The organism is Kitasatospora sp. NPDC048722 (assembly GCF_040650235.1).
Classification (GTDB): domain Bacteria; phylum Actinomycetota; class Actinomycetes; order Streptomycetales; family Streptomycetaceae; genus Kitasatospora.
Map to the genome: position 1 here is coordinate 62,148 of NZ_JBEZGX010000014.1, position 16,762 is coordinate 78,909.

Here is a 16,762-nt window from a genome sequence, read left to right on the forward strand (position 1 = left end):
CTGCCCGTCAGATCCGGGCCGCCCGTTGCGCGACACACCGACCCCGAGGATCCGTGCATGGACGCCACCCGCGATTCTTCGCAGCGACCCGACCACCCGCCCACGACGTTCCCACCGGTACCGCAGGAACGTTCCGTCAGTGGCGCGAGCGCCCTGGCCAAACCCGCCAGGACGGCCGCTCCGGCCGACGGCGGGCAGGTCACCGCCCCCCTCGCCGTCGTCCCGGGGCCGGCCTTCGGCAGAGCCGACCCCCGCGACCCGCTGGAGGTGACCGCCGTCGAGCTCCCGGACGCCACCCCCGCCGGCGGCATCGTGGCCGTGACCTCCCGCCGACCCCCGCGCGCCGACCAGGCGCTGCGCGAGCACGTCGCCACCGGCCTGCCGGGCTGGTCGGCACTGTTCGCGGTGCTCGTCGGGGTGGCCGGCGTCCTCGCGGTTCTCCTGCACGACGGAGTCATCCCGCACTGGGACGCGCTGCCCGACCTGCGCGGCACCGCCGCGCGCGAGAGAGGCCGGACCGAGGTGGACGTCCTGTCGGTCGCCGCAGTGGTCGCCGCCGCGCTGCTCGTCGTCTACGCCCTCGCCGGACTGCTCGCCAACGCCGGCGGCGAGACCCGGGTGCTCACCCGCTGGGGCCGCTACCGGGGCACCGTCCGCCGCACCGGCCTCGTCTGGGTCAATCCGCTGCTGCGCCGCCGCCGGGTGGACGTGCGGCTGCGGCACTGGCGCAGCGAGCCGGCCAAGGTGGTCGACCGCACCGGCACCCCGATCGTCGTCCGGCTGCTGGTCGTCTGGCGGGTCAAGGACACCGCGCGGGCGCTGCTGGCGATCGAGGACCACGAGAGCTACCTGCGCGAGCAGATCCAGGCGGTGCTCACCCGCACCGCGTCCACCCTGCCGTGCGACAGCAACGCGGCCCCCGGGCCCGCGCTGCGCGACGGCCAGTGGTTCGCCGACGAGCTGACCCGGGCGCTGGCCGCCGAGGCGGCCCCGGTGGGCCTGGAGGTGTACTCGGTGCAGCCGCTGGCGCTGGACTACGCGCCCGAGGTCGCCGAGTCGATGCGTCGCCGCCGACTGGCCGACCTGGACGCGGGTCTGCGCACGGTCCTGGTGGACGACGCGGTCGAGGCGGCGGCGCTCGCCGTCCGCCGGCTGGAGCGCGCGACGGCGCACGAACTGGACGAGGCCGCCCGCAGCGCCCTGATGGAGCAGCTGCTGGTCGCCTTCGTCGCGCCGGCCGGAGTGGCCGCCTCGGTACCGTCCCCGGCCGTCCGGGCCGGGCGGAAGGAAGGACGACCCGCATGAGGATAGCCACCGGCGCGTACGCCGGCCCCGGCACCGCCGTCGCCGACGTCGACGCCGACTTCGGGACGATCGGCTTCGAGGAGAGTTCCGGCAGCATCCCCGCGATCGCGGGCTGCGGCTGCCCGAACTGCGCGGCCCGCCCGCGCACCGCCCGCTCCGGGGCGGCGGCCGGGGGCAGCCGAGTACACCGCGCCGTGCGAAGTACCTGCCTGGCCACCACGGTGCTGGCGGGCGCCGGCGTCGTCGGCCTGACGGCCGGCGCCGGATCCGCGCACGCCGCGGCCGGCAAGCAGGGCTGGGACGGGTCGCGGTACTGGTTCAGGAACTCCGGCGGTGAGTGGCGCTGGACCAGCCACTACGACGTCTACGCGAGCCGCACCGGCAAGTCCGCGAAGTCCGGCAAGTCCGGCGGCTCGGGTGCCCCGGGCGGCACCGGCGCACAGTCGGCCGGGTCCGACGGCCAGGCCTCGTCCGCCGGGCTGCGGCAGGGCTGGGACGGGTCGCGGTACTGGTTCAGGAACTCCGGCGGCGAGTGGCGCTGGACCAGCCACTACGACGTCTACCTGAACCGCACCGGCCGGTCCGGTGACTCCGGCCCGGCTCCGTCGCAGCCGTCCTCCGACGACGACTCCAGCGGGAGCACGTCCTCCGGGAGCACGGAGTCGGCCGTCGAGTACGCGCTCGCCCAGCTGGGCAAGCCGTACGTCTGGGGCGGTGACGGGCCGTCCGGCTACGACTGCTCGGGACTCGTCCAGCAGGCGTACCGGCGCAGCGGGATAAGCCTGCCGCGGGTGGCCGACGACCAGTACGCCGCCACCACGCCGATCGACGCGGGGCAGCTGCGCCGCGGTGACCTGGTGTTCTGGTCGGACAGCGGGCGCGCCTCCGGGATCCACCACGTGGGGATCTACCTCGGCGGCGGCACGTTCGTGGAGGCGCCGCGGCCGGGCAGGACGGTGCGGGTCTCGACGCTGAACGCGGGCTACTACCCGACCCACTTCGGGCGGCCGTAGTACGGCCGGTTCGGGCCCCCGGCGGTTCGTCGCCGCCGGGGGCCCGTCGCGTTTCCGGTGAGGTCAGCCGCCGGTGCGGCCGAGGGCCGCGGCGGCGTCGGTGCGGCCGGTGCCGTAGACGGTGCGCAGCTGCTGCTTGTCCCAGTCGGCGGCGAGGCCGTCCGGGTCCGGGTGGCCGTGTTCGCGCCGCCACTGCTCGACCATCGCGGTCACGCCCTCGTGGCCGGTGCGGCCGTCCGGGCCGGTGAGGGTGTTGCGCTCGATCCGGCCGGCCGCCGCGGCGTCGATGGCGTCGAGGGCGCCGCTCTGCCAGTCGGCGATGCCGGCCGCGAGGACCCGCCGGGTCAGTTCGCCGAGCCCGGGGCCGGGGACGAGCTTCAGCGGGGCGTCGAGGCCGGTGTACAGGCCCTTGGCCTTCCAGGCGGCGACCTTGGCGGCGTCGTCGCGCTGGTCGAGCACCGCGTCGGCCTGGACGGCGTCGAGCACGCCGAGGGCGACGGCCGAGTTGGCGAGCAGCCCCTTCCACTCCGGCTCGCGGGCGCTGGCCGGAAGACCGCCGATCCGTTCCGCGATGTGCGTCAACTCGGCCTGCTGGACGAGGTGGTGGGCCTCCGGGAGGTCGGCGAGGCCGCGCAGGACGCGGATCAGCGGGCCCTTCTCGACGGCCATCCGGACCTCGCCGGTGCGCTCGTCGGTCCATACGCCGGAGGCCGCGGCGGTCGCGTGGTCCTTGGCGGAGCGGCTGGTGCCGGAGAGGACTGCGTGGGTGTCGGCGGCGTAGTCGGCGAGGGCCGCGGCGACGGGTGCGTGCAGGCCGGGCGGGAGGTGTTCGCGGCCGATGCCGGTGTCGAGCAGGGTCACGGTGTCCCGCATCACCCGGGCCTGGGCGGCGCTGTGGGCGTGGAACCCGTCCGGGGGGCCGCCGGTCGCGGCGGCCTGGACGGCGAGGCCGAGCGCGTGGTGGCCCCGGACGTGGGCGCCGGCCACCAGCTCCTCGGGCCAGCGGCGCTCGCGCAGGAGGTAGGCGAGGTGGTCGCCGCGCCGCGGGTCGCCCGGGTCCAGGAACGTGGTGGCGGCGGCCGGGTGGTGGGCGAGGGCGGCCAGGAAACCGGTCACCGGGTCGCCGCCGCGGCCCCCGCCGAGGTGGTCCCAGACGGGCTCGGTGCCGTCGGGGCACCACAGGAGCTGCGGGGGCACCCCGGCGGCGCGCTCGGTGGCCAGCAGGCCTTCGCCGTAGGCGCCGAGGAAGCCGGGGGCGTACCGGCCGGAGCGCAGCAGGGCGCTCATCAGGTGGTAGCCCGTCGGCATCGGGCCGCCGCCGGGGCGGGTCAGCTGCTTCGGGCCGAGACGCAGGATCTCCTGTTCCCAGGTGCGCATGGCCGCGTCGGTGCTGTGGGTGGCGGTGCCGAGGACGGTGCCGAGGGAGGACTGGAGGCGGCGCAGGGCTGCTGCCCGTCCACCGGTCGAAGCGGCTGACAGCGCGGGGTCGTTGAGGTCGCGCCAGAGTTCGAGGGTGGGGCGCGGGCCGAGCGTGGTGGCGAACCCGGCGGCGAAGGCGGGGTCGTCGGCGTGGGCGGCGAGCAGGGAGTCGAGGTGGCTCAGTTCGTCGGGGGTGAGCGCGGCGCGTTTCGCCGCCAGGGTGAGGGCGGCGCCGAGGTCCGTGCGGGCCTGCCGGGCCTGGGCGAGGGAGTGGCAGCCGTCCGGGCCGAACGGGCGGTCCCCCGGGACGGGCGGTGCCGAGCGCAGGGCCCAGGCGGCGGCCTCGTCGGCCTCGGTGGCGGCGCGCCGGGCGGACTCGATGCGGCCGGTCAACTCGGCGATGACGCGGCGGCGTTCGGGGAGGAAGACCGACCGGTACTCGGGCTGGTGGCGGGCCGACTCGTCATCGTGCAGCGGGTGGACGTCCGTCACGGCGCCGGTCGGGGAGACCCGGAGGTGGGCGGCGGGGGCGTCCTCGTCCGCCAGGCGGACGAGCTGCCGCTGGGCATCGGTGAACTGGCCGGCGGCCTCGGCCAGCAGGGTGCCGAGGTCGGCGGACTCCTGGCTCGCGGCGGTGAACTGGCCCGCCACCTCGGCGATCAGCGCGCGGGCGGCGGTGGCCGCCTCGCCGTCCCAGCCCTCGGCCAGTGGGCCGGCGAGCTCGCCGTCGAGCCGGTCGCGCAGGCCGAGGTAGCGGCCGCACAGGGCGGTCCACTCCTCGGCGGCGCTGGTCAGGGCGTCGAGGCGGGTGGAGCGGACGGTCTCGTAGCTCAGCACCGGCCGCTCCTCGCCGGGCGGGGGGCCGAAGCCCGGCGTGGGCGGCGTGGCACCGCGCTACTCCTCGGTGTCCGGGCCGCGGTCGGTGGCGGCGTACGCGGCGCCGGTGGTGCGCAGGCGGTGGGCGAGGTCGCGGAGGATGCCGCCGAAGGCGGCCACCTGGTCGTCCCAGCGGTCGGCGCGGGCGCGGAGCTCGGCGCCGGTGAGCCAGCCGGCCAGGGCGACGTGGGCACCGGCGGTGCGGTCCCGGGCGGGGTCGTCGGCGGCGGTGAGGCCGGCGTGGAGTTCGTCGACCGTCCCGGCGTGGGCGGACAGGTCGGACGGGGAGACGGCGAAGCCGTTCCGGGCGGGTTGGTCGGGCACATCGGGCCCCCGGGCTGCGGTGGGTCGGTCGGGCTCGAACCATGGTGGCCCGGAAAAGGCCGCGGGCCGCGTGCCACCACCCGGACGGGCGGCGCGCAGGCGGCCCGCGGGGGCGCGCGGTGGTGCCGTCAGGCGGACGCCTCGTCGAGCAGCGCCGTCTGTTCGGGGGTGAGCTCCAGCGCGGCGGCGGCCAGCAGCGGCGGGAGCTGCTCGACCGTGCGGGCGCTGGCGATCGGGGCGGCGACCGTCGGGCGGCCGGCGAGCCAGGCGAGGGCGACCGTGCCGAGCTCGGCGCCGTGCTCGGCGGCGACCACGTCCAGCGCCTTCAGGACCCTGGGGCCGCGCGGGTCGTCCAGGTAGCGCGCGGCGCCCTCGGACCGGGCGCTGGCCACGCCGGGACCGCCCGGGCGGTACTTGCCGGTGAGGAAGCCGGAGGCCAGGGCGTAGTACGGCACGGTGGCCAGGCCGTGGTCGGCGACCACGTCGGCCAGCGGGCCCTCGAAGGTGCCGCGCGAGACCAGGTTGTAGTGCGGCTGGACGGCCACGTACTTGGCCAGGCCCTCGCGCTCGGCGAAGGCCAGCGCCTCGGCGAGCCGCTCGGCGCCGATGTTGGAGGCGGCGACCGCGCGGACCTTGCCCTCGCGGACCAGCTCGTCCAGCGCGGTGACGAACTCCTCGACCGGGGTGTCGTCGTCCCGGTGGGTGTAGTAGAGGTCGATCCGCTCGACGCCCAGGCGCCGCAGCGAACCCTCCGCCGAGGCCTTGATGTTGGCCGCGCCCAGGCCGCCGGCCTCGGGGTGCATGCCGACCTTGGTGGCGATCACGACGTCGTCGCGGTTGCCGCGGCTGCGCACCCAGTTGCCGATGATCGTCTCCGACTCGCCGCCGGTGTTGCCCGGGGCCCAGGCGGAGTAGAGGTCGGCGGTGTCGACGAAGTTGCCGCCGGCCGCCGCGTAGGCGTCCAGGACGGCGAAGGACTGCTCCTCGTCGGCCGTCCAGCCGAAGACGTTGCCGCCCAGGGAGAGCGGGTGGACGCTGAGGTCGGAGCCGCCGAGCCGGATCCGGCGTGCGGCACCACTGTGGTTTCCGGTCATGGACGCAGTCAACAGGATCACGCCGTACGGCATTCCGGGCTTCGGGCGGTCTTCACGTGGTTGTCGCACCGCCGTTGCACGTGCGGGTGGTCCGGGCCGGACGGAGGGTCCGGGGTGTCGGGCCGGGCGCCGGATTCGTTAGAGTCCGTGCCATGGCTGACAACGACTACGACCCCGCCGGCAGCACCCAGATGTTCCGGGCGTTCGTCGACGAGACCCCCGCGCCGCAGAGCCCCGGCTCCGTCTCCACTTACGGCCGCAGCAGCGGCAACCGCACCGGCTTGATCGCGCTGATCGCCGTCATCGGCCTGGTCGTGCTGGGCGGAGTCGTCTGGCTCGCGGTCAAGTGACCTTCGCGCGGGTGACCCCCGTCCGGGTCACCCGCGCGACGGGAGGCCGTCGGGCGCGGCTCAGCAGGGCTTGCGCCAGGCGTCCAGGTCGAGCTTCTTCTGCATCGAGCTGAAGCCGAGCGCCTTGGCCTTGGTGCAGAACTGGTCCGTGCCGACCTTGTACTCGACGTGGAAGACCGCCTTGCCCTGCTTGACGAACGGTTCGACCCGGTCGCACTCGTCGTACTGCGAGCACTCCTCGTTGACCGCGAAGTCGAAGTCGTTCAACAGCGCCGGGATCTGGTCCAGGTCGTTCTTCAGGCCGATCGCCAGGCCGCGCTCGTGCGCGAGCTGGGCCAGCATGCGGTTGTACCGGATCTGGTCGTCACCGGTGAGCGGGAAGCCGCTGCTCTGGTTGTAGGCCTCGATGGTGTCCGGCTCGATGGCGTCGAAGCCCTTGCTCCTGCACATGTCGAAGCGGGCGGCCATCAGCGGCCTGAGCTGGTCGACCTGCCGGATGTCGAACCACTTCTCGCCCTTCCAGCCGGTGTCCGAGCCCTCCAGGGCCTTGGCGAAGGCGGCCGCGTCCGGGCGGAAGCTCTCCCAGGAACCCGCGTTGATGTAGCAGATCACCTTGCGGCCCTTGGCGTGCAGCGAGGCGACCACCGAGGCGTCGTTCTCGAAGCCGTCGATGTCGTAGACCGGCACGTCCACCGACTGGTCCACGCCGCCGCCGAGCTGCCACTGCCAGGCGAGGCCCGGGGTGGGCTGCCAGCGGGCGCCGGACGGCGGCGGGGCGGTGGTGCCGCCGCCCGGGGTGCCGGGGGCGGACGGCCTGCCGGACGCCGACGGGGTTCCGGGCGTGCCGGTCGGCGTGGGCGTGGGTGTGGCGGGAGCGCTGGGCGTGTCCGGGGCGCTGGGGGTCGCGGTGTCGCTCGGGGTGCCGGGAGTGCCCGGAGCGGCCGTCGCGGGCGGCTGGCTCGGGGAGTCCCCGGCCGACGGGCCGTGGTCGTCGCCGGAGCTGCTGCACGCGGTGGCCAGCAGGGCGACGGCGAGGGCGATGGCGGCCGGCAAGGGCCGGGTGCGGCGGTTCACGGTTGTCGAACTCCGGATCTGGTCAGGTCAGTTCAGCGGCGGTCAGACCGTGGGGGAGGGTGCACCAGGGGTTGTCCCCGGAGCCCGGAACGACGGCGCTGACGCCTGCCCGTCGGGCGGCGATCAGCGCGTTGACGTCCCCGGCCTGGTCGGCGGGGACGTCGTACACCAGGTGGCAGAAGCGGGAGGCCGCGTGGCGGCCGGTCCACAGGGGCAGGGTCATCTCCCGGTAGGCGTCCCAGGTGCCCTCGAAGGTGACCAGCAGGTCGGCGAGGCCGACCTCGGCGTAGCCGGGGTCCGGGTGCTCGCCGTGGCCGAACACGACGGTGCCGCAGCCGGCCGCGCGGGCCGCCGTGGCGAGCCGCCGGTAGTGCGCCAACGCGCCCGGGTGGCAGGCGACCTGGTCGAGGTAGACGCCGGTGATGCCGTGGCGCTGGCGGTACGTCAGGATGTCGGCCACCACGGCCGCGTGGGAGCGTCGGCCGTAGTCCGTGTCGGCGTAGCCGAGCAGCGGCAGGCCGGCGGCCCGCAGTTCCTCGGCGGCCTCGGCGAAGACGTTGTCCGGGACCTCGCCGGGTCCGTCGGCCAGGTTGAGCACGATGGCGGCGATCTTGGCGGGGTCGGCGGCGGCGACCGCCCGCCAGGCCGCCGGGTCCACCGCGGGGTGGACGTACAGCGGCACCAGCAGGCGGCCGTCGGGGGTGGTCCCGGTCATCCGACGACCGGGGTCGGGCCGGGCCCGGTGCTGAGCCACAGGTCGCGCAGGGTGTCGGCGAGGTCGGTCTCCGGGTGCCAGCCGAGCTCCCGGGCGGCGGCCGACACGTCGGCCTGCTGCCAGGAGACCGCGGCCGAGCGCTCGGAGCCCGCCCCGCTCTCGTCGATCCGGCCGGTGAAGCCGGCCGCCGCGACCAGGCCGTCGGCGATCGCCCGGACCGGCCTGGCCCGCCCGGAGGCGAGGTTGAGCACCCGGGGGAGCGGACGGTCCGCGGTGGCGGCCAGGCCGACCGCGCGCGCGATGTCGCGGGCATCGACGAAGTCGCGGTGGGCGGAGAGGTCCCCGACCCGCACGACGCCGTCGGTGCCCTCGGGCGCCACCCGGCGCAGCTCGGCGGCGAGCCGGCCGGGCAGCGAGCCCGCCGGTGCCCCCGGGCCGACCGGGTTGAACACCCGCAGCACCACCGCGTCCAGCGGCGAGCCGGCCACCGCGAGGGAGCCGGCCAGCTTGGTCGCGCCGTACACGCCGACGGGACGGGCGTCCGCCTCCTCGGACAGCGAGCTGCCCGTCTCGCAGACGCCGTACTCGCCGGCCGAACCGATGTGCACCAGCCGGGCCTTCGGGGCGCCGAGCTGCAGCGCCTCGCAGAGCACCGCCGGACCGCGGGCGTTCACCTCGGCCAGCTTGACCGCGCTGCCGGCCACCGCGCCGGCGAAGTTGACCACCACGTCGGGTGCCAGCTCGGCGAGTTCCTCGCCGAGCGGGCCGGGCTGGGCGGTGGCCAGGTCCAGCCGCAGGTCGTGGGCGGGCCGCCGGCCCGCGGTCAGCACGGTGGCACCGGGCAGCGACCGCAGGACGGCGGTGGCGTGGCGGCCGAGGAAGCCGTCCCCGCCGAGAAGCAGGATCCTCACGCGGCCCGTCCGTCGCTCTCGGCGCCCACGGTGGCGGGCGTCTGGTCGGCGTCCTCCGCAGCGCGGGCGGCGGGGACCGGCAGCTCCGTGACCGACGGCGCGACGGCGCCCGCCTCGAAGGGCATCAGCACCGGGCGGATGCTGGCGAACTCGGCGTTCGCGCGGTCGTAGTCGTCCGGGCGGCCGATGTCGAGCCAGTAGCCGCCGAAGTCGTAGGAGGACGGCGGGGTCTGGGCGGCCAGCAGGTCGAGCACCAGCTCGTCGAAGCCGAGCGGCAGGCCGGGGGTGTACTTGGCGAGTGCGGAGCGGGACACGCCGTACACGCCCATCGAAACGCGGTAGTCGATGCTCGGCTTCTCCTGGAAGCCGGTGATGCTGCCGGACTCGGTGGTCAGGACACCGAAGTCGATCTTCACCTGGCGGGCGTAGGTGGCGATGGTCAGCGGAGCGCCGGACGCCTCGTGGTGCTTGAGCACCCCGGCGAAGTCCAGGTCGGTGAGGATGTCGCCGTTCATCACCAGGAAGTGCTCGGGCAGGCGGTCCTGCATGGTGAGCAACGGGCCCATGGTGCCGAGCGGGCTGTCCTCGACGGCGTAGCCGACGCGCAGGCCCCACTGGGAGCCGTTGCCGACGTACGCGCGGATGATGTGGCCGAGGTGGCCGATGGCCAGGGTGACGGTCTTGAAGCCCGCGGCGGCGAGCTGGCGCATCACGATCTCCAGGATCGCGTGCTGGTCGCCGATCGGGACGAGCGGCTTGGGGAGCGCGGTGGTGTACGGGCGGAGACGGACGCCCTTACCGCCGGCAAGGATCACTGCATGCATGGTGTTTCCCCCACGGAAGGTATGTGCAGGACACGAGCCTTGAGAACCAGGACTGACTGGATCGGTGCGGCGGTCAGACGTTGTAGATGTCGGTCTTGTAGCGGGCCAGGTTGGCCGGGTCCCGGAAGAACTCGATGGTCTGCTCCAGGCCCTGCTCCAGGCTGAAGCCGGGTGCCCAGCCGGTCGCCTCGCGCAGCTTGGTGGCGTCCGCGACCAGGCGCATGACCTCGGAGTTGGTCGGACGGATGCGCTGCTCGTCCTCCTTGACCACGAGGTCGACGCCCATCAGCTTGCCGACCAGGGTGACCAGGTCGCCCACCGAGATCTCGCCGCCGGTGCCGGCGTTGAAGGTCCGGCCGACCACGGCCTCGGCGGGCGCGGTGCCCACGGTGCGGAAGGCGTTCGCGGTGTCCTTGACGAACATGAAGTCGCGGGTCGGGCGCAGGTCGCCGAGGGTGATCTCGGTCTGGCCGGCGGCGACCTGGGCGATCACGGTCGGGATGACGGCGCGCATCGACTGGCGCGGGCCGAAGGTGTTGAACGGGCGCAGGGTGACGACCGGGGTCTCGAAGCTGGCGTAGTAGCTGTCGGCCAGCCGGTCCCCGCCCGCCTTGGAGGCGGCGTACGGGGACTGGGTGTTGATCGGGTGCTCCTCGGTGATCGGCACGGTCTGCGCGGTGCCGTAGGTCTCGCTGGTCGAGGTGTGCACCATGCGCTGGATGCCCAGGTGGCGCACCGCCTCCAGCACGTTCAGGGTGCCGGTGACGTTGGTGTCGACGTACGAGTGCGGGGCCCGGTAGGAGTACGGGATCGCGATCAGGGCGGCCAGGTGGTAGACGGTCTCGGTGTTCTTGACCAGGTCGATGACCGAGCCCGGGTCCCGGACGTCGCCGAGGATGATCTCGACCGAGTCCAGCACGTCCTTCGGCAGGGTCTCCAGCCAGCCGAACGAGGAGAAGGAGTTGTACTGGACCATCGCGCGGACCTGGTGCCCGTCGGCGACCAGGGTCTCGACGAGGTGGGAGCCGATGAAACCCTCGGCTCCGGTGACGGCGACGCTGCTCATGCGTGATTCGCTTTCTGCTTCTCGGGGGATCGGCCGGGCCCTGTCGCGGCCCGGCCGGTGGTGATGTCGGCCGGTGCCGCGGTGTGCGTCCGGCCGTGCACGTGGTTCGGTCGTGCGTGTTCTTCGGTGGTGTTCAGCGGTGCTGGGTGGTGCGGCCGAGCACGGGCCCGGCGATGGCGGTGAGGACGAAGGCGGCCGCCCCGCAGCCGATCAGCTGCAGGAGGGTCGGATCCGCACCGGTCAGCAGCCCGGCGCTCTCGGCACCCGCGGCGGCCAGACAGATGAGGGCGGTGCTCCAGCTGAGCCCGAAGGCGTTCAGCAGCAGCGCCAGCCAGAGCGAGCCGCCGAGGAGCAGCAGCGCGCTGAGCTGCGGGACGCCGAGCGCGGGAGCGCCGGGCCACAGCACGGTCGCGGCGGCGTCCAGCGCGGCCACGGTGGTGAGGTAGATGAAGAGGCAGCCGAGCAGCACTCCGCCGGTGCGGCGGACGAACTCGCCGGAGGTGTGGCTGACCCGCAGCGCGGCGACGGCCATCGCCCGGTAGCGGAAGAGCAGCCACTCGGCGAGGCCGAGGCTGAGCGTCAGGGCGATCATGGCCGGGCCGGTGGGGGCGGTGTGGGCGCCCCGCGCGGCGCCGGTCTCGACCGCCTCGTGGATGGTCACGCCGAGGCCGGCGATCAGCGTGAGGGTGCCGCAGGCCAGGCCGAACAGCAGGTGCGGGATCTCCTGACGGAGCTGCAGCCTGACCGCGGCGGCGTCCTTGGCCTCCTTGTCACCGCGGATGCAGTTGACGAGTTCGCGGGCCGCCAGGCCGACGGCCAGCACCAGTGAGGTCAGCAGGACCACCGTCCGGACGACCTGCGGGACGTCCACCGCGAGCACCACGCCCGCGCCGATCGAGGCCGGTGCCAGCGCCAGCAGCAGGAACTTCTCCCGCCCGAGCACCAGCAGCACGGTCGCCGCGCCCAGGTAGGCGGACTGCCCGGCCGCGAACAGCAGGGAGGCGAGCGGCCCGCCGACGACGTACGCCGCGGCCGAGGCGATCAGTGCGCCGATCGGTGCGCCGATGCTCAGGCAGATCGCGGAGTCCCGGCGCCGCAGCCGGCTGAGCCAGCGGTACGCGCGGTGCGCGAGCGCCTGGTTGAAGGCCCAGCTGGCGACGGTGGCGACGGTCAGCGCGAGCATGCCCGAGGGCAGGCCGAAGCGCATCCGGGTGGCCGCGAACAGGTTGGCGCCGAGCAGGTAGCCGAGCCCGGGCAGGGCGAACACCAGGCCGCGCACGACGCAGCGCCAGGGGTCGGCCCGCCAGGGGTTGGCGAACTCGGAGCTCGGGCCGGGGTAGCGGCGCTCGACCTTCTCGAACAGCTCCTCGGCGACGGTGAACGCGTCGGGGCGGCCGTACAGGAGGGCGGCCTGCTCGTCGGAGAGCCCGTCGGACTCCAGGAAGGCCGCGATCTCGAAGGGGTGGACGGCGTCGGCGCAGACGTCGCGCAGCCGCTCGGCGAGTTCGTCCAGCGGGTCCGCGGAGAGGCCGAGCTCCTCCTCGGGCGCCGGCTGGGCCGGCAGGACCGGGCGGCGGCGCCCCCGCGGCAGCGTGCGCAGCTGCATCGTCCGGTCGGCGCCGGCCTCGTCGGGCACCAGGCGAATGGGACCGCTCACGCCCCCACCTCGCTCGGCTGGGGCTGGGCGACGGCGAGCTGCTGGTCCCAGTCGGTCGGGACGTCGGCGCCGACGGCCACCACGCCCTCGGGCATCCAGCGGGCCGTGCCGAGGAGCTCGGTGTAGATGCCCCGGAAGCCGTCGATGTTCTGGCGCAGCGTGAACTGCTCGATGACCCGCAGTCGGGCCTGTTCGCCGAGCCGTCCGCGCCGCTCGGCGTCGCGCAGCAGCTCGATCGCGGCGGCGGCCATCGGCTCGGGCTCGCGCGGCGGGACGACCAGGCCGGTGTCGCCGACGGCCTCGCGCACGCCGCCGACGTCGGTCGAGACGGTCGCGCGGCCGCAGGACATCGCCTCGATGAGGGTGAACGGGAAGCCCTCGCTGATGCTGGAGAGCATGACCACGTTGCCCGCCGCGTACGCGTCGGTGATGTCGGCGACGCGGCCCTCGAAGGCCACCGAGTCGGCGATGCCGAGCTCGGCGGCCAGGGCTATGCAGCCGTCCCGGTACGCCTCGCCGCCCTTGGGGGTGCCGCCGAAGAGCCGCAGTCGCGCCTCGGGGATCTCCCGCTGGACGATGGCGAAGGCGCGGATCAGCGTCTCCAGGTCCTTGATCGGGTCGACCCGGCCGGCCCAGCTGAGGGTCGGGGTCTGCGGCTCGGGGCCGGCCGGCGGGAAGGCCGTCGGGTCCACGCCGTTGTAGACGGTCCGGATGTTCTCCGACGGGGTGCCGCCGCGCTCCTCCCAGCGCCGGTTGTACCGGTTGCCGGGGGTGACGAGGGCGGCCTGCCGGTAGCTCTCCTCGGCGAGCATCCGGTAGAAGCCGAGCAGCAGCGCCTTGACCGGCCAGCGGTACGGGCCGGTGCGGTAGCCGAGGTAGCGCTCGCGCAGGTAGATGCCGTGCTCGGTGAGCAGGAACGGTACGCCGTACTGCTGGGCGGCGATCAGCCCCGGGAGGGTGGCCAGGCCGCCGCTGGCCGCGTGGGCGACGCCGTCCGTCGGCGGCTCGACCGACAGCGGGCGCAGCGCGTGCTCCAGGAGGTCGGTGGCGTTCAGGGCGTCGTGGAGGGTGGGCCGGGAGACGGCGGTGGGGAGGTAGTCGCGGGTCCAGACGTGCTGGAGGGTGCGCAGGGCCCGCTCGCTGCGCAGCGCGGGGCTGAGCAGTCCGCGTCGGGCGAGGTCGGCGAAGCCGTACAGCTCGGTGCCGAAGTGGGTGGTGTAGACCGGGTCGAGGATGGAGTGCAGGAAGCGCTCGTACGCGTTGAGGAAGCGCCGCATCTCGCTGCCGCGCGGCGCCCTGGCCTCGGCGGCCGGGCCCCACAGCGGTGCGGTGGTGACGGACCGGACGTTGGCGGGCAGCTCCCAGGCGAGCGGCTCGTGACCGGTTCCGGTGACGGCGATGATGTCGAAGTCCACGTCGGGCATGCCCTGAACGAGCTGGTCGCACCAGACGCTCACGCCGCCGTGCTGGTGCGGATACGTCCCCTCGGTGAGCAGGGTGACGCGCATCTCCTGTCCCCCCTCCTGTTCTTGCGTCGGGTGTCCGGCCTGGGTGGCCGGAACGTGAGCCGTGGCAGGGCCGGGCCGGGTTCGCCGGCGCCGGCCCCACCATCGGGTCTTGCGTGTTACCGGGCGCCGGGCTTACCGGCCTGCTTCTTGTTGAGTCCGGCCGTCCCCCCGGAGGCCACGGAGCTCTTCGCGGCACCGGCTGCGCCGCCGTTCAGCTGGACGCCCTTGCCGGGCACCGGGGTTCCGCTGCCCGGGACCAGGACCGGAGCCTTGGTGCGGGTGGTGTCGCCGGGACCGGCGGGGACCGGGGTGGCGACGCCCTGGGGAACCACCTTCTTGTCCGCCGGGGCCGGGGCCGGGACGGACTTGGCCGCGACGCTCGGCGCGACGGCCGCCGGGGCCGCCGGAGTGGCACCCGAGGACAGCTGCAGCGTGACGGAGCTCTGCAGCGCGCCCGGCGCCACCCAGCCGGAAAGCGTACCGGCGTAGGCGGAACCGAAGGCGGTCGAACCGATGGCCAGCTTCTGAGAAGTACCCGTCGGCATGGTGGCCTGGATCTGAACGCCGGCCGGCGCGGAGACCGTGACGTTGTTGCCGATCTTGTAGGCGGTCACCTGACCGGCGGCGACGGCCGCGTTCCAGGCTCCACGCTTCTGGAACTCCTGGCCGATCTCGCGCTCGCCGAGGTTCACGACGGGGGCGTTGTCGGCGTAGAGCGAGCGGTAGGTGCCGAGGATCTTCTCCAGCACCGGGTAGACGATCCGGTCCTCGGAGAGGTTCGACTGGTGGATGAAGTGCGGCCGCGGGTCGTTGTTCATGACGTGGCCGAGGTCGATCCGCGCTTCGAGCGGCACGATGTACGACTGGAAGCCGGTGTTGACGTCCAGCGGCTTGGGCATGCAGGTGGAGCTGGGGTTGTTCTCGCAGATCCCGCTGCCGCCGTTGGCCTTGCTGGTGTAGATCCAGTTGTACTCGTCGGCCTCCTCCGACGCCTTCCCGGCGTTGTAGAAGACGTTCATCGGGTAGCGCGGCACGGTCAGCGTGGAGGAGCCGACGGCCCGCTGGGCGGGCTCGCGGGAGGCGTCGCTGCCGGTGAACTTGATGCCGTTGGCGGCCAGCGCCGGCGCCAGGTACGGGTTGTCGCTGGTCTCCTGCGGGGCGGTCAGCAGCCCGGAGTGCTCGCCGGTGACGAGGACCTGCGGGTCGACCTTGAGCCCGTTCTTGGTGGCCCAGTCGAAGTTGTTCTTGATCTGGGTCTGGATGGTGTTCTGGTCGACCCAGACGGTGTTGCCGGTGGCGTCCTTGGTGCAGCGCCACGGCACCACGGTGACGTCCTGGACGCAGCCCAGGTACGGGTGGGTGTAGGTGTGGTTGACCCAGCGGTAGCTGTTCTGGTCGGCGATCATCTGGCTCGCCGTGGGGTCGACCGTCGTGTTGTTGTCGGCCTTCCAGTCCTCGCTGCCGCCACCGTTGAACACCATGTCCAGGGTGAAGTTGTTCGCGGCCATCCACTGCTTCGCGTACTGCGCGTCCGCGGCGGTCATCCGGATCGGGGTGCCGGTGTCCGGGGTGCCGGGCGGGCAGGTCACGTCACCGGGGGTGCACTTCAGGGTGGTGGACCAGCGGTCGTCGGCCAGGAAGACGTCGTCGACGTGGGCCGCGAAGTAGTTGCGGTCGTAGCCGAGGTGGACGCCCTGGGTGATCCAGTCGACCATGCCGCGCGCCAGCAGGCGGTACTGCTGCTGGTACTGGTTGTAGACGAACGTGACGACCAGTTCCTTGCGGCCGTCGTGGGTGTACTCACCGACCAGCGAGCCGCGCGAGGATCCGCCCGGGATCGGGGCGTCGACGAGCGGGGTGAACGAGGCGCCGGACGGGAGCCCCGCCAGGGGGGTGGCGAGGTACCCGTAGCTCTCGCTGACGTTCGGGTCGTTGTCCTCGAAGGGCACGGCGCCCTTCAGGTAGCCGAACGGGCCCGAAGTGCCGGCGGTGGTGGTGGCGGCCTGGAAACCGTCCAAGGTGCCAATGTAACCGGGATTTTGGGCCCAGTTCAGGCCGACCGCCGGGCTGGCGAACGTGTACGCGTCGATCTGGCGGACGTTGAATGCCGCCTCGTACGTCGCGATGGCCGTCATCTCGGCCGGCGAGTTGGCGAAGGGGTTTTCGTTGGGCAGCACGATGCCCTGGTACTTGCCCCGCGGAAGCCCGTTGATCGTGTCGCTCAGGAAAGCGGCGTTGATGACGGGGCGGTTGGGGTCGCTGAGGGTGACGACCTTGTACGGGGTGCCCTGGCTCTTCAGTTCGGCCGTGATGGCCGCGACGGAGGGACCGCCGTCGTCGATGACGAGGACGGTGAGGTCGATCCTCGGCGTCGTGGTGTCGCCGTGGGCCAGGGTGATCTGCAGGCCGCTGGCCAGCAGAACTGCCGCCGCGCAGGCGGCAACTCTTCGGGTCGCTCGACCCATGGTGATCCTCCCCTTGGGGCAGGCGCATCGCTGCTCGGCGGTCGCCTGTCCTGTAGCTGTTCGCGGGCAGCAGGGCTGCCCGGCGCCCATCCTGGTCGAGGGTCGGCTCCGCGAGGGACCAATTGGGCGAGAGTGCAGCAAACCTGTTACCAACGTTCATG

13 protein-coding genes and 1 pseudogene are annotated in these 16,762 nt (G+C 73.8%); 3 read left to right on the forward strand and 11 right to left on the reverse strand.

Annotated elements, in window-relative coordinates; genetic code table 11:
• Positions 1 to 57 precede the first annotated feature (57 nt).
• The gene (locus AB0C76_RS13240) at positions 58 to 1,305 is read left to right on the forward strand and encodes an SPFH domain-containing protein (protein ID WP_359963925.1); all 1,248 of its coding nucleotides are present in this window, start codon (positions 58 to 60) and stop codon (positions 1,303 to 1,305) included.
• Complete coding sequence (locus AB0C76_RS13245) at positions 1,302 to 2,318, forward strand: C40 family peptidase (protein WP_359963927.1); 1,017 nt, start codon at positions 1,302 to 1,304, stop codon at positions 2,316 to 2,318. Before AB0C76_RS13240 ends, AB0C76_RS13245 begins: the two co-directional genes overlap by 4 nt.
• A 63-nt stretch (positions 2,319 to 2,381) precedes the next feature.
• On the opposite strand, the gene AB0C76_RS13250 is transcribed toward AB0C76_RS13245, so the two are convergent.
• From AB0C76_RS13250 to AB0C76_RS13260, 3 genes are all read right to left on the reverse strand, one after another.
• A complete protein-coding gene (locus AB0C76_RS13250; protein WP_359963929.1) occupies positions 2,382 to 4,574 on the reverse strand; it encodes a hypothetical protein in 2,193 nt (730 codons plus the stop codon).
• A gap of 57 nt (positions 4,575 to 4,631) precedes the next feature.
• The gene (locus AB0C76_RS13255) at positions 4,632 to 4,937 is read right to left on the reverse strand and encodes a hypothetical protein (RefSeq protein ID WP_359963931.1); all 306 of its coding nucleotides are present in this window, start codon (positions 4,935 to 4,937) and stop codon (positions 4,632 to 4,634) included.
• Between the two features lie 128 nt (positions 4,938 to 5,065).
• Positions 5,066 to 6,031, reverse strand: coding sequence for an aldo/keto reductase (locus AB0C76_RS13260; protein ID WP_359963933.1), 966 nt, complete (start codon positions 6,029 to 6,031; stop codon positions 5,066 to 5,068).
• A gap of 152 nt (positions 6,032 to 6,183) precedes the next feature.
• On the opposite strand from AB0C76_RS13260, the gene AB0C76_RS13265 reads away from it, so the two are divergent.
• On the forward strand, positions 6,184 to 6,381 hold the full coding sequence (locus AB0C76_RS13265; RefSeq protein WP_359963935.1) for a hypothetical protein: 198 nt from the start codon (positions 6,184 to 6,186) through the stop codon (positions 6,379 to 6,381).
• Between the two features lie 60 nt (positions 6,382 to 6,441).
• Here AB0C76_RS13265 and AB0C76_RS13270 read toward each other — a convergent pair whose 3' ends face one another.
• The 8 genes and pseudogenes from AB0C76_RS13270 to AB0C76_RS13305 form a co-directional block, all read right to left on the reverse strand.
• Positions 6,442 to 7,455 (reverse strand): endo alpha-1,4 polygalactosaminidase, encoded by a 1,014-nt coding sequence (locus tag AB0C76_RS13270; protein ID WP_359963937.1) that lies wholly within the window; start codon positions 7,453 to 7,455, stop codon positions 6,442 to 6,444.
• Between the two features lie 22 nt (positions 7,456 to 7,477).
• Positions 7,478 to 8,170 carry a spherulation-specific family 4 protein gene (locus AB0C76_RS13275; RefSeq protein ID WP_359963939.1) on the reverse strand — a complete coding sequence of 231 codons (693 nt, stop codon included), beginning with the start codon at positions 8,168 to 8,170 and terminating at the stop codon, positions 7,478 to 7,480.
• Positions 8,167 to 9,081 carry an NAD-dependent epimerase/dehydratase family protein gene (locus AB0C76_RS13280; RefSeq protein ID WP_359963941.1) on the reverse strand — a complete coding sequence of 305 codons (915 nt, stop codon included), beginning with the start codon at positions 9,079 to 9,081 and terminating at the stop codon, positions 8,167 to 8,169. Before AB0C76_RS13280 ends, AB0C76_RS13275 begins: the two co-directional genes overlap by 4 nt.
• Before the next feature lie 122 nt (positions 9,082 to 9,203).
• A pseudogene (locus AB0C76_RS13285) lies at positions 9,204 to 9,905 on the reverse strand (sugar phosphate nucleotidyltransferase); the annotation flags it as partial.
• A 73-nt stretch (positions 9,906 to 9,978) separates the two neighbouring features.
• The gene (locus AB0C76_RS13290; protein ID WP_359963943.1) at positions 9,979 to 10,971 is read right to left on the reverse strand and encodes an SDR family NAD(P)-dependent oxidoreductase; all 993 of its coding nucleotides are present in this window, start codon (positions 10,969 to 10,971) and stop codon (positions 9,979 to 9,981) included.
• Between the two features lie 133 nt (positions 10,972 to 11,104).
• Complete coding sequence (locus AB0C76_RS13295; RefSeq protein ID WP_359963945.1) at positions 11,105 to 12,628, reverse strand: hypothetical protein; 1,524 nt, start codon at positions 12,626 to 12,628, stop codon at positions 11,105 to 11,107.
• A complete protein-coding gene (gene pelF / locus AB0C76_RS13300) occupies positions 12,625 to 14,136 on the reverse strand; it encodes a GT4 family glycosyltransferase PelF (RefSeq protein WP_359963947.1) in 1,512 nt (503 codons plus the stop codon). The genes AB0C76_RS13295 and pelF overlap by 4 nt, the downstream gene beginning before the upstream one ends.
• 116 nt (positions 14,137 to 14,252) lie before the next feature.
• Positions 14,253 to 16,601 carry a hypothetical protein gene (locus tag AB0C76_RS13305; RefSeq protein ID WP_359963949.1) on the reverse strand — a complete coding sequence of 783 codons (2,349 nt, stop codon included), beginning with the start codon at positions 16,599 to 16,601 and terminating at the stop codon, positions 14,253 to 14,255.
• Positions 16,602 to 16,762 lie beyond the last annotated feature (161 nt).